A 12,368-nucleotide genomic window follows, 5' to 3' on the forward strand; every position below is an offset into this window, starting at 1 on the left:
GGGCGGCTCGCCGAAGGGGGAGACGTGACAGTCGAGGCTGGGGGACGTGGCATCGCCATCGTCGGGATCAACTACCCGCCGGAGCGCACCGGGATCGCACCTTACACGGGGGCGCTCGCGCGCGGTCTCGCGGCGCGGGGCTGCGATGTCACGGTGGCGACCGCGCAGCCGCACTACCCGGAGTGGCACATCCACGAGGGCTACCACCGCTGGCGCGGTGACGAGGTCGACAGCGGCGTCGAGGTGCACCGTCGCCTCCACCTGGTGCCCGAGCACCCGCAGGGAGTGGCGCGGCTGGTGTCGGAGCTGTCGTTCGGCGGGCGGGTCTCGCTCGACGGCGGGCTGGGCCACCCGGACGTGATGCTGCTCGTCTCGCCGGCGCTCTTCGCGACCGCGCTGCTCGAGATGCGGACGCGGCTGATGAGCCGCCGCACCAAGGTGGTCGTGTGGGTCCAGGACCTCTACGGCAAGGGCGTCGCCGAGACCGCCGGCGGCGGCGTCGTCGAGCGGACGATGCGCGCCGTCGAGGGCCGCGTCCTGCGCGCCGCGGACCGGGTGGTGGTGATACACGATCAGTTCCGCGAGACCATCTGCGACGAGTACGGCGTCGACCCCGCGAAGGTGGCCGTGGTGCGCAACTGGACGCACCTGAGCGCGCACGCGCCGATCGACCGCGCGGTCGCGCGCGCCGCGCTCGGCTGGGGCGACGAGACCGTGCTGCTCCACGCGGGCAACATGGGCGTGAAGCAGGGGCTCGACCACGTGGTGAAGGCAGCGAAGGTCGCTTCCGAGCGCGGCGAGAGGCTGCGCTTCGTCATGGTCGGCGACGGTGGGGAGCGTGCGAGGCTCGAGGCGCTCGCGGCCGGCGTGGCATCCATCGAGTTCATCGACCCGCTCGACGACGAGCCCTTCCGTCAGGCGCTCGCGGCCGCCGACGCGCTGCTGGTGCACGAGGCGCCCGGCGTGTCCGAGATGGCGGTGCCGAGCAAGCTCACGTCGTACTTCGACGCCGGACGCCCGGTGGTCGCGGCGACCGACCCGTTCGGGATCACGGCGCAGGAGGTCCGCGCGGCCGACGCCGGGATCGTGGTCCAGTCGGGCGACTTGGACGCACTCATCGGGGCGGCCCTGCGCCTCGGTGCGGACGCGGTCCGGGCCGATGCGCTCGGCCTGAACGGGCGCGCCTACCGCGAGCGGGTGCTGTCCGAAGCTGCAGCGATCGATGCCTTCGCTGCGTTGCTGGGGATCCGCGACCGGCGTCGGGCCTCGGTCGACGCGTCGACCTTGCCGTTCCCCGATCGCCGTGCGCCGCGCACGGCTCCGGTGCAGGCGCCCAATGTGGCGTAGGGGATCTCTACCGCTGGAGGTCGAGGTCAGCGTCGGGCTCGGGGTCCTGCGCGCACTGCGTCTCCCGGGCCGCCTGGTCCTCCTGCGCGGCGGCGGCATCGGCCCCTGCGTCGAGCTGCACCCGCGTGAGGCGGCTCTTGAGGCGCAGGAACGGCCGCTCCGCCAGGTGGTGGCTCGCGACGGCGCTGCCCGCGATCGCGGGCAGCGCGACCCACCACGAGTCCGTGAGGGTGCTCTCGCCCACGAAGAGCTGCTGCCACAGATAGATGCTGTACGACAGCACACCGACGGTGACGTTCGGCCGCGTGAGAGCACGCTGCCAGGCGCCGTGACGAGGAATGCGATGAGCACCGCCGCGCACGCCTGCTCGAGCGTCCACCTGATCGAGTGCTGGTAGCGCGCCGCGAAGTGCTCGGTGAGGAACGGCGAGGTCCCGAAGAGCAGCACCAGCGCCGGCGCCACGAGCCGCGCGGACCAGCGCGCCACCTGCTCGCGGTGGCGGAGCAGCAGGATCGCGACGAGCGCGCCCCACAGCAGGGCGTCGTAGCGGCTGTGGAACATGATGCCGATGTAGCCGCGCTCCGAGGGCACGAGCAGGCTCTCGACCACGCGGATCACGGGCGCGGCGGCGATCGCAGCGACCAGCACGCGGGTCCGATGCCGGGACCGCCACAGCATCAGCGCGAGGATCGCGGGCCACACCACGTAGAACTGCTCCTCGACCGCGAGGCTCCAGGTGTGGCGCAGGTACCAGGCGCCCGCGACATCGTGCGCGTAGTTCCACACGAACAGCCCCGAGACCGCGAACTGCTCCCAGCCGATGTGCTCGATGACGCCAGAGAACGACAGCGCGGCCGTGGCGCCGAGGAAGACCGCGAAGGCCGGCAGGATCCGCAGCGCGCGGCGGGCGTAGAACGCGACCAGGTCGAGCCGCCCGGTGGTGCGCAGCTCCTTCGCGATGAGCGCGGTGATGAGGTATCCGCTCAGCGCGAAGAACAGCGTGACGCTGCGCCCGCCCTGGGCGAGCACCGTCAGCGGCGCGGGCGCGTCGCCGTGGAGCAGGTGCCCGGTGATGACCAGGGTGACCGCGACGGCGCGGAGGCCGTGGAGGGGCCGGATGCGAGTCGAGACCGCAGAGCCACCATGTCCCACCCCCGCAGCCGGCGTGCTGCGGTCGTCGCGCGGCTCCCGTTTCGCATCGTCCATCCCCGGGTCCCCCCTCCCGTCGGGCGCCTCGCCTATCCGCGCAGGCTGGCCGCGTTCTCGAGGTACCACTCGTAGGTGCGTCGCAGGCCCTCCTCGAGCGGGATCTGCGCGGTCCACCCCAGCGAGGCGAGGTACGAGACGTCCAGCAGCTTCTGCGGGGTGCCGTCGGGCTTGCTCGTGTCCCACTCGGTGGCGCCCTGGTAGCCCACCACGGAGCCGATGGTCGCCGCGATCTCCCGGATGGTGACGTCGGTGCCGGTGCCCACATTGACCTGCGACGGACCGTCGTAGTGCTCGAGCAGGTGCAGGCATGCATCGGCCATGTCGTCGCTGTGGAGGAACTCACGCCTCGGTGTACCGGTGCCCCAGTTGGTCACGGACGACGCGCCGGAACGCGCAGCCTCGTCGTACCGGCGGATGAGCGCCGGGAGGACGTGCGAGCCCTGCGGCGAGAAGTTGTCGCGCGGCCCGTAGAGGTTGGTCGGCATCGCCGAGATCCATGCCTTGCCGTGCTGGCGGCGGGCGGCCTGGATGTGGAGGATGCCGGCGATCTTCGCGATTGCATACGCATCGTTCGTCGGCTCCAGGTGACCGGTGAGGAGGCTGTCCTCGCGGATCGGTTGCGGAGCGAACTTGGGGTAGATGCAGCTCGAGCCCAGGAACAGCAGCCGCTCGACGTCGTGGGCGAGCGCCGCATCGATGACGTTGGTCTGGATGCGGATGTTGTCGCTGAGAAAGTCCACCGGGTAGGTGCTGTTCGCGAGGATGCCGCCCACCTTCGCGGCCGCGAGCACCACGAAGCGCGGCTTGGTCCCGGCGAAGTACGCGAAGGTCGCGTCGCGGTCCTTCAGGTCGAGCTCGGCGGACGTCCGGCCCACCACGTTCTCGAAGCCCGCGGCCTCGAGGCGTCGCACGATCGCGCTGCCGACCAGGCCGCGGTGTCCCGCGACGTAGAAGGTCGCGGTGCGATCGAGCGGTGCGGGAGTGTACTCGACTCCGTCGATCGCGGTGGTCGGCACGGCGTCAGCCGGGGGAGAGGGCTCCACGACGGCGCCGGCCGAGGCGTCGGGCACCGGGCTCAGGCCGCTCGCCACGACTGGAGGTTCACGACGTCGTGCCACGGCTTGGCCTCGTAGCCGATCGCGTCGAGGTCGGCGTCCACCATGAGCCGGGCGAGCGCGCGGCCGTCCACGGTGGCCTTCCAGCCGAGCTTCTCCTCCGCCTTCGAGGCGTCGCCGATGAGCGCGTCCACCTCGGTGGGTCGCAGGTAGCGTTCGTCGAACTTCACGTAGTCGTGCCAGTCGAGGCCGGCGTGCGCGAAGGACTCCTCGAGGAAGTCGCGGACCGTGATGCCCGTCCCCGTCGCGAGCACGTAGTCATCGGGCTCGTCGGCCTGGAGCATGCGCCACATGCCCTCGACGTACTCGGCGGCGTAGCCCCAGTCGCGGACGGCGTCGAGGTTGCCCAGCCAGAGGTCGTCCTGGAGACCGGCCTTGATGTGGGCGACCGCCCGGGTGATCTTGCGCGTCACGAAGGTCTCGCCGCGCCGGGGCGACTCGTGATTGAACAGGATTCCGTTGACCGCGAACATGCCGTAGGCCTCGCGGTAGTTCTTGGTGACCCAGTACGAGTACACCTTCGCGGCGCCGTAGGGGCTGCGCGGGTAGAACGGGGTCGCCTCGCTCTGCGGCGGCGGCGAGGCGCCGAACATCTCTGAGGACGATGCCTGGTAAAAGCGGGTGTCGATGCCTGCCATTCGCACGGCCTCGAGCAGTCGGACCGAGCCGACGCCGGTGACGTCTCCGGTGTGCTCGGGTTCGTCGAAGCTCACGCGCACATGCGACTGCGCGGCGAGGTTGTAGACCTCGTCGGGGTTGATCGAGGCGAGCAGCGAGACCAGGCGGGCGCCGTCCGAGAGGTCGCCGTAGTGCAGGAACAGCCTCGCGTCCGGATCGTGCGGATCGACGTACAGGTGATCGATGCGCCCGGTGTTGAAGGTCGACGCCCTGCGGATGAGCCCGTGGACCTCGTAGCCCTTGTTCAGCAGGAGCTCCGCGAGGTACGAGCCGTCCTGGCCGGTGATGCCTGAGATGAAGGCCTTCTTCGTCATGGTTCCCCCCAGTGACCAGGGAGCGAAGAAGTGCCCCCTTGCGGGGACTATAGTCCTTTTATCCCATTTACGAAATGGGGGGTGGTCGGTTCGAGAAGGCACGGCCCCTCAGAGCACAAGGACGGCCGCCGACCGCCTAGATGACGTAGTGGTCAGCGGTGCCGAGCAGCATCGTGGCGACGCGCTCGGCGGCCACGTCCGGCGTCTCGCCGGCGAGGCCGACCACGATGTCCGCATCCTTGGGGGTCTCGTACGGGTCGGAGATGCCGGTGAACTCCTTGATCTCGCCGGCGCGCGCCTTGGCGTAGAGCCCCTTGCGGTCGCGTGCCTCGCAGACCTCGAGCGGAGTGGCGACGTGCACCAGCACGAACCGGCCCACGCGCTCGGCCATCTGGCGCACTTCCGCCCGCATCGAGGCATAGGGGGCGATGGGAGCGGCCACCGCGATGCCGCCATAGCTCGAGACGAGGGTGCCTGCCCATCCGATGCGGCGCACGTTGAGCTCGCGGTCGGCGCGCGAGAAGCCGAGCCCGGACGAGAGCATGGCGCGCACCTCGTCCCCGTCCAGAAGGGTGACCTTCTGGGTGCCGTGCGTGCGCAGGTAGCGCGTCACCAACCGCGCGATGGTCGACTTGCCGGACCCCGAGAGTCCGGTGAACAGGACGACGGTGCCCACGCCCGGCTGATCGGTGCCGTGCAGCACGGCCGGCCCATACCCGAGCAGGTCTGTGGCGAGGGCGTGCAGGAGCGTCTCCCGCGCCTCCTCGTCGAGGTGGTCGGCCGCGGGCCCGGGCAGGACGCTGACGTCCGCACCGATCGCTCGGGCCTTCTTGACCGACGCGGACAGCAGCTCAGGGTCGCCCTCGTCGACCAGCAGCAGCGGGCGATCATGGGGAGCGTCCGCTCGCACGCGGCCGATGATGAGGGTCGCCGGGACCGCGCTGGTCGCGCTACCGGACCGGAGCCGGAGGTCCGCGTGCGGCGCGGCGGCCGGTTCGCGCACCACGGTCACCGCTCCCGCGATCCACGTCGCGTCGCCTGCGACCTCGCGCCCGGTGATCCGGACCTCCGCGATCGGCGTGGCCTCGGTGTCGAGCAGCTCGATGCGCTCGGCGTCGATGAGGCCCTGGACGCGGAGCGTGGCGACGCGGGCGTCCTCACGCGGCAGGGCGTAGGCCAGGTCGCTGCCGTAGACGCCGTGCCTCATGAGCTCGAGCTCGTTCAGCTGGAGGCGCGTCAGGCGGACCTGCGTGTCAGTGAGTTGGCTCTGCATGACCTGCGTGGGCCCTTCTTTCCTGCCAGGTGAAGAAGCTGAATCCGAGCGAGCGGCGGAGGACCGCCCAGGTGAGCGTGCCGCCGACGATCGCGCCGGCGAGCGCGACCAGGGTCCACGTGTTGGAGACTCCGAGCAGCTTGAGGCCGGCGATCATGAGCACGATCGCGAGCGAGCGGCGCACGAGCCCCCCGCCGATGCGTGAGGACAGCTGCGCACCCAGGTAGGTGCCCGGGATGGAGCCGACGATGATCGGCAGGGTCACCGACCAGTCGACCTCCCCGAAGAGCAGATGGGCGAGCGCAGCCGCGAACACCAGGGGCACGGCCTGCGCGAGATCGGTGCCCACCAGCTGCGAGGCCTTCAGCGTCGGGTACAGCGCCATCAGCGCGATGATGATGAGCGAACCGGAACCGACCGACGTGAGCCCCACCATGAAGCCGCCGATCACGCCGACCACGATGGTGGGAACCACGCGCGGGGTCACATCGGGCCGTTCGAGCGGGAGGGGCGCCGCCGAGCCGTCGCGGTTGCGGGCACGCTCGCGCAGGCGCAGGTACGCCCGCGTGAACAGCCCGAGCGACGCGATGACGAGCACGACGCCGAGCGCCTTCTTGGTGAAGGCTTCGACCTCGGGCCCGGGACCGATCCAGTGCTGGAGGAGCACGCCGCCGAAGGCGGCCGGCACGGAGCCGTAGACCAGCAGCCTCACGAGCTTCCAGTTGACGGTCCCGTTGCGCATGTGGACCCATGAGCCGAACGGCTTCATCGCGGCGGACGCGACGACGTCCGAGGACACCGCCGTCACCGGGGGGATGTTGAAGAACAGCACGAGCGCGGGCGTCATGAGGGCGCCCCCGCCCATGCCGGTCAGGCCCACGACCACGCCGATGGCGGCGGCGATCGCGAGCAGGCCGAGGTCCATCAGTGCTCGCGCACCACTCCTGCGCCCACCGTGCGGTTGGTCGCCTCGTCGATCAGGATGAACGCACCGGTGGACCGGTTGTCCGCGTAGTCGTCGATCAGGAGCGGGGTGGTGACCCGGAGCTTCACGCGACCGATCGAGTTCAGCCCGAGCTCGGTGGCCTCCGGGTTCCGGTGCAGCGTGTTGACGTCGAGCTCGTACGCGATGTCCTTGACGAGCGCGCGCGCCATGCGCGTGGTGTGCAGGAGCCCGAGCTTGCGCCCCGGGGTCAGCGCGTCGGAGTCCATCCAGCAGAGGGTGGCGTCGAGGTCCTGGGTCGGCTCGGGGTGGTTCCCCGCCCGGCACAGGATGTCGCCGCGGGAGATGTCGATCTCGTCCTCGAGGCGGATGGTCACCGACATCGGCGGCAGCGCGCTCTCGAGCGGTCCGCTGGGGCCGTCGATCGCCGCGATGGTCGACGTCATGCCGCTCGGAAGCGCCATCACCTCGTCGCCGACCTTGAGGATGCCCGAGGACACCTGCCCGGCGAAGCCGCGGTAGTCGCGCGCCTCGGAGTGCTGGGGCCGGATCACGTACTGGACCGGGAAGCGCACGTCCTGCAGATTGCGGTCGGAGGCGATGTGGACGTGCTCGAGATGATGCATGAGCGACGTGCCGCCGTACCAGGGCGTGTTGATCGAACGATCGACCACGTTGTCGCCCAGGAGCGCGGACATCGGGATCGCGGTGAGGTCCGGGATGTCGAGCTTCGCGGCGAACTCGGTGAACTCCTTGTAGATCGCGTTGTACACGTCCTCGGACCATCCGACCAGGTCCATCTTGTTGACGGCGAGCACCACGTGCGGCACCCGCAGCAGCGAGGCGATGGTCGCGTGGCGGCGCGACTGCTCGGACAGGCCCTTGCGGGCGTCCACCAGGATGATCGCAAGGTCCGCGGTCGAGGCGCCGGTCACCATGTTGCGCGTGTACTGCTGATGGCCCGGCGTGTCCGCGATGATGAACTTGCGCTTGGGCGTCGCGAAGTAGCGGTAGGCCACGTCGATCGTGATGCCCTGCTCACGCTCGGCGCGCAGACCGTCGGTCAGCAGCGCGAGGTCGGTGTACTCGGTGCCGCGGGCCTGCGAAGCGGCCTCGACGGACTCGAGCTGGTCCTCGAAGATCGACTTGCTGTCGTAGAGCAGGCGCCCGATGAGGGTGGACTTGCCGTCGTCGACCGATCCTGCGGTCGCGAAACGGAGAAGATCCATCAGAAGTACCCTTCCTTCTTGCGGTCCTCCATCGCGGCCTCGGACACTCGGTCGTCGCCGCGGGTGGCACCGCGCTCGGTCAGCCGCGTCGACGCGGTCTCGTCGATGATCTTCTCCACGGTGTCCGCCTCGGACAGCACTGCGGCTGTGAGGGTCGCGTCGCCGACCGTGCGGTACCGGACCGTGCGGCGCTCGATCATCTCGTCCTCGCGCGGGGTGCAGAACTCGTTCGCGGCCATCCACATGCCGTTGCGGTGGAAGACGTCGCGCTCGTGGGCCATGTAGATGGACGGCACGGCGATCTCGCGGGAACGGATGTAGTCCCAGATGTCCAGCTCGGTCCAGTTGGACAGCGGGAACACGCGGATCGACTCGCCCTGGTGGACCCGGCCGTTGTAGAGCGACCACAGCTCGGGACGCTGGTTGCGCGGGTCCCACTGGCCGAACTCGTCGCGGAAGGAGAACACGCGCTCCTTCGCGCGGGCCTTCTCCTCGTCGCGGCGGGCGCCGCCCATGCACGCGTCGAAACGGTTCTTCTCGATCGTGTCGAGCAGCACCGGCGTCTGGATGCGGTTACGCGAACCGTTGGGCTCCTCCCGCACGAAGCCGCGCTCGATCGCCTCCTGGACCGACCCCACCACCAGGTTGAGGCCGTGCTCCTCGACGACGCGGTCGCGGTACTCGATGACCTCGGGGAAGTTGTGGCCCGTGTCGACGTGGACCAGCGGCATCGGCACCTTCGCGGGCGCGAAGGCCTTGAGCGCGATGTGCAGCAGCACGATCGAGTCCTTGCCGCCCGAGAACAGCAGCGCGGGGCGCTCCATCTGCGCGACCACCTCGCGCACGATGTGGATCGCCTCAGCCTCCAGCGCGTCGAGCTGGCTGAACGAGGGTGCGGTCATCACGAGTCTCCGTCGGTGTTCTCAGCGATCGCCGCAAGGATCCGCGGCGCCAGGTCCGGACGGCACACCACCAGGTCGGGCAGGTACGGGTCCGCGTCATTGTAGAGGAGCGGCGAACCATCGATGCGGGAGGTGTGCAGCCCTGCTGCGCGTGCCACGGCGATGGGCGCCGCGGAGTCCCATTCGTACTGGCCGCCCGCGTGGACGTAGGCGTCGACCTGGCCGCGCGCGACGGCGGAGATCTTCACGCCTGCGGATCCCATGGGCACCAGCTCGGCATCGAGTGCGGCGCGCACCGGCTCGGTGATGGCGGGCGGGCGCGAGCGCGACACGGCAAGGCGCAACGGCGCACCGTCGGTGCGCTCGGGAGCGGGAGCCACCTCGGCGGAGTTGAGGACCAGTTCCTCGTCCGGGATCGCGACCGCGCCGAGCGTCAGATCGCCGGACTCCCACAGCGCGACGTGCACCGCCCAATCCGCGCGCCCCTCGGAGAACTCCCGCGTGCCATCGAGCGGGTCGATGATCCACACGCGCGAGGCGATGAGCCGCGCGGGGGAGTCCTTCGCCTCCTCGCTCAGCACCGCATCGTCCGGACGATGCTCGGCCAGGAGCGCGGCGAGGACGGACTGCGCCGCGGCGTCGCCCGCCTTGCCCAGCTCCTTGCCCTCGAGCCCCGACTCCCACCGCACCCGCAGCAGTTCCTCGCCGGCGGCCCGAGCCAGCATGGTGCCCAGCTCTGCATCGCTCAATGTCACTCGTACGTCCCTTCGGAGTTGTCGCGCACCCTACCAAGGCGATGTGACAGGAAAACAACGGGGAGTCGATTGTGCCGCGAAGGCGCAGTTTGTCACCGCCGCTATTGTCATGAGCCATGCTCATCGTCATCTCCGAGGCTCGATAAATGGCACGTCACAGCGGTTCCCGGCCCGAGCGGCGACACATCCTGCGCTGGGTCGCTGTTGCTCTGGCCGCCGCCTTTGTCTGCGTCGGCGTGCTCCTGGCTGTCGACGCGCTGACGCTGCTCTCTGCGAAGAACTCACTGACCGAGCACGCAGCGGGCGCACGTGAGGCCCTGGACGAACGCGATGTCAGCGCGCTTGCGGTCGAGGTCGCGGCGCTCGACGAGTCGGCGCAGAAGTTCGCCGCTGCCACGGACGGCCCCGTGTGGTGGATCGCCGCACACACTCCGTGGCTGAGCAACCAGGCGCGTCCCCTGATGGCTGCCGGGTCCGCCGTCGAGACGATCGCGTCGGATGCACTCGCCCCCCTGGTCCAGATGGGCGAGCTCGACGCGCTCGCCGTGCCCGGCTTCGAGGACGGCCGGATCGATCCGTACGTCCTCGAGCCCTATCGCGAGCCGGTGTCCCAGGCGGCCGCGACGCTCGCGACCCAGACGGCCGCGATTGCGGCGATCGATCTCGCGGGGACAGTCGATTGGATCAGCGAACCGATCATGGACCTGGAGCAGCAGCTCGGTGAGGTGCGCGACCTCGCTCAGGGGGGCTACGTGGCGACGGAGCTGCTGCCCGCGATGCTCGGCGGCGAAGGTCAGCGCACCTACCTGGTGATGGTGCAGAACAACGCGGAGCCGCGCGCGACGGGGGGCATCCCCGGTGCCGTGATCAAGATGACCGTCGACGAGGGCCGCATCGCGATGGTCACCTACGTGCCAGGCGGAAGCATGACCGACCGCGACGGGGTGGGAGGACTCACCGAGGAGGAGGAGCGAATCTTCACCCGGCGCATGGAGGTCTTTCCGCAGGACGTGAACTTCACGCCCGAGTACCCGAGAGCCGCGGAGATGATGACGCGCTTCTGGGCGAACGAGTTCGGCGAGGACGTCGACGGCGTGATCTCTGTCGATCCCGTTGCCCTGGGCTGGATGCTCCAAGGGGCGCCGGCGGTCGAGATCGGTCCGTTCACCATCACGAGCAAGAACCTTGCGAGGGTGATGCTGAAGGAATCGTACCTGGAGTTCCCGGAGCCGAAGGATCAGGACGCGTTCTTCGCCGAGGCCGCTGCCGAGCTCTTTGGCCGCATCGCCAGTGGTGAGGGCACCGCACTCGAGGGGGTGGAGCGTGCGATCAAGAAGGGACGCTTCATGGTGTGGTCGCGCGATGACGCCGAGCAGGACCTGCTCGCCACCACCCAGATCGCCGGGGCGTTCCTTGAGCGCGAGGATGCGCTGGGCATCTTCATCAACGACGGCTCCGGTTCCAAGATCGGCTGGTACATCGACAGCGAGACCACCGTCACCAACCGCCTGTGCACCGACGGAACGCTCGACGGCCAGACGGTCGAGATCACGTACACGCATGCCTTCGACGGTGATGTGGCGGATCTCCCGTGGTACGTCAGCGGTGGCGACGTCTATGTTCCGGCCGGCGAGTTCCACGCGAATGTCATGGTTTTCCCTCCCGTGGGCGCCGGTGTGGCGCAATTCTCACGTGACGGTGAGCCCGGCGAGATTGGCGCCGAAATGTACGAGCGACGCGGGGTGGCGACGGCGCGCATATCGCTTACGCCGGGGCAGAGCACCACTCTACGATTCGAGATTGCGGCGAGCGAGGAGGGCTTGACCCCGCCGTCGGTGATCGAGACCCCTGGCCCGAAACCTGATGTTTACATCAAGGGGGCGGACGAATTCTCCGACGACTGTTAGCATGATCGAGATTGTTCACCGGCGCCGCGTCTGGGGGGCCGAACCTGGGAGGATAGAAATGATCGCTCGATCCATCGCGACCGTGGCGCTCGCTGGCGCTGCTGTGCTCGCACCGACTGCTGCGTTCGCAGAGACCTACCCGGCGCCTGAGGGCGCCCTCACCTGCTCGGTGACCGAGGTTCCCGTCTCGACCGCCTTCACCTGCACCGGCACCTCCACCGATGGCGAGGAGGCCGTGCTTCAGGCCACCACGTCCGGCGAGGATGCTGTGATCGCCGGCACCGTCTCGTCCGCGGTCGAGGACATCACCAGCGGCTCGGTGACCTGGGATGTGACCGCTCCGTCGGAGGTCGGCACCATCGGCTTCACCTTGGTGATCGACGGTACCGCCGTTGACACCGCGACCGTGAACGTGGTCGCGACCTCCACGTCGGGTGGCTCTGGCAGCCTCTCGACGACCGGTTTTGAGAATGCGGGCCTCGCCATCGGTGCGGGCGCGCTGCTTGTCGCAGGCGCCGCGACCGTCTACATTGCGGCTCGTCGTCGCTCGGCACAGAGCGTCTGACCTCACTGCTCGTATTGATCGGAGGGGATGCGGCATTGCCGCATCCCCTCCGATCGCGTTCGGGGGTCGTTCGAGCGCCACCTATGTTCGGGGCCAACGCGGTCCAGGTGGGCACGGCGTTCCGCCCACAA

11 protein-coding genes and 1 pseudogene are annotated in these 12,368 nt (G+C 69.5%); 3 read left to right on the plus strand and 9 right to left on the minus strand.

The features are described 5' to 3' along the window. Nucleotides 1-24: 24 nt before the first annotated feature. On the plus strand, nt 25-1,347 hold the full coding sequence (locus TR42_RS04755) for a glycosyltransferase (protein WP_074789331.1): 1,323 nt from the start codon (nt 25-27) through the stop codon (nt 1,345-1,347). A 7-nt stretch (nt 1,348-1,354) separates the two neighbouring features. On the opposite strand, the gene TR42_RS04760 is transcribed toward TR42_RS04755, so the two are convergent. From TR42_RS04760 to TR42_RS04800, 9 genes and pseudogenes are all read right to left on the minus strand, one after another. Next, nucleotides 1,355-1,630 carry a hypothetical protein gene (locus tag TR42_RS04760; RefSeq protein ID WP_074789328.1) on the minus strand — a complete coding sequence of 92 codons (276 nt, stop codon included), beginning with the start codon at nt 1,628-1,630 and terminating at the stop codon, nt 1,355-1,357. 65 nt (nt 1,631-1,695) lie between these two features. Then, nucleotides 1,696-2,553, minus strand: a pseudogene (locus TR42_RS15420) (acyltransferase family protein); the annotation flags it as partial. 32 nt (nt 2,554-2,585) lie between these two features. Next, nucleotides 2,586-3,572, minus strand: a complete 987-nt coding sequence (locus TR42_RS04770; RefSeq protein WP_143058958.1) for a GDP-L-fucose synthase family protein — start codon at nt 3,570-3,572, stop codon at nt 2,586-2,588. 59 nt (nt 3,573-3,631) lie between these two features. Further along, the gene (gene gmd, locus TR42_RS04775) at nt 3,632-4,663 is read right to left on the minus strand and encodes a GDP-mannose 4,6-dehydratase (protein ID WP_042213564.1); all 1,032 of its coding nucleotides are present in this window, start codon (nt 4,661-4,663) and stop codon (nt 3,632-3,634) included. 136 nt (nt 4,664-4,799) lie between these two features. Further along, on the minus strand, nt 4,800-5,936 hold the full coding sequence (gene cysC / locus TR42_RS04780) for an adenylyl-sulfate kinase (protein ID WP_052405603.1): 1,137 nt from the start codon (nt 5,934-5,936) through the stop codon (nt 4,800-4,802). Then, complete coding sequence (locus tag TR42_RS04785; RefSeq protein ID WP_042213565.1) at nt 5,917-6,861, minus strand: sulfite exporter TauE/SafE family protein; 945 nt, start codon at nt 6,859-6,861, stop codon at nt 5,917-5,919. Before TR42_RS04785 ends, cysC begins: the two co-directional genes overlap by 20 nt. Then, nucleotides 6,861-8,108, minus strand: a complete 1,248-nt coding sequence (locus tag TR42_RS04790; RefSeq protein ID WP_042213567.1) for a sulfate adenylyltransferase subunit 1 — start codon at nt 8,106-8,108, stop codon at nt 6,861-6,863. Before TR42_RS04790 ends, TR42_RS04785 begins: the two co-directional genes overlap by 1 nt. Then, entirely contained in the window at nt 8,108-9,010 is a 903-nt protein-coding gene (gene cysD / locus TR42_RS04795) for a sulfate adenylyltransferase subunit CysD (RefSeq protein WP_042213570.1), read from the minus strand. Before cysD ends, TR42_RS04790 begins: the two co-directional genes overlap by 1 nt. Further along, nucleotides 9,010-9,765 carry a 3'(2'),5'-bisphosphate nucleotidase CysQ gene (locus tag TR42_RS04800; protein ID WP_280513575.1) on the minus strand — a complete coding sequence of 252 codons (756 nt, stop codon included), beginning with the start codon at nt 9,763-9,765 and terminating at the stop codon, nt 9,010-9,012. Before TR42_RS04800 ends, cysD begins: the two co-directional genes overlap by 1 nt. Before the next feature lie 146 nt (nt 9,766-9,911). Here TR42_RS04800 and TR42_RS04805 point away from each other — a divergent pair, with 146 nt between their 5' ends. Further along, the gene (locus TR42_RS04805) at nt 9,912-11,672 is read left to right on the plus strand and encodes a DUF4012 domain-containing protein (protein WP_042213574.1); all 1,761 of its coding nucleotides are present in this window, start codon (nt 9,912-9,914) and stop codon (nt 11,670-11,672) included. Nucleotide 11,673: 1 nt separating this feature from the next. Next, entirely contained in the window at nt 11,674-12,237 is a 564-nt protein-coding gene (locus TR42_RS04810) for a hypothetical protein (protein WP_143058944.1), read from the plus strand. Nucleotides 12,238-12,368: the final 131 nt, after the last annotated feature.

The organism is Demequina mangrovi (genome assembly GCF_000759715.1).
GTDB lineage: Bacteria > Actinomycetota > Actinomycetes > Actinomycetales > Demequinaceae > Demequina > Demequina mangrovi.

Excerpts from the sequence above, each read along its gene's own strand:
- gmd (WP_042213564.1), bottom strand. The coding sequence starts at position 4,663 with ATGACGAAGAAGGCCTTCATCTCAGGCATCACCGGCCAGGACGGCTCG.
- cysC (WP_052405603.1), bottom strand. The coding sequence starts at position 5,936 with ATGCAGAGCCAACTCACTGACACGCAGGTCCGCCTGACGCGCCTCCAG.
- TR42_RS04785 (WP_042213565.1), bottom strand. The coding sequence starts at position 6,861 with ATGGACCTCGGCCTGCTCGCGATCGCCGCCGCCATCGGCGTGGTCGTG.
- TR42_RS04790 (WP_042213567.1), bottom strand. The coding sequence starts at position 8,108 with ATGGATCTTCTCCGTTTCGCGACCGCAGGATCGGTCGACGACGGCAAG.
- cysD (WP_042213570.1), bottom strand. The coding sequence starts at position 9,010 with ATGACCGCACCCTCGTTCAGCCAGCTCGACGCGCTGGAGGCTGAGGCG.
- TR42_RS04805 (WP_042213574.1), top strand. The coding sequence starts at position 9,912 with ATGGCACGTCACAGCGGTTCCCGGCCCGAGCGGCGACACATCCTGCGC.
- TR42_RS04810 (WP_143058944.1), top strand. The coding sequence starts at position 11,674 with ATGATCGAGATTGTTCACCGGCGCCGCGTCTGGGGGGCCGAACCTGGG.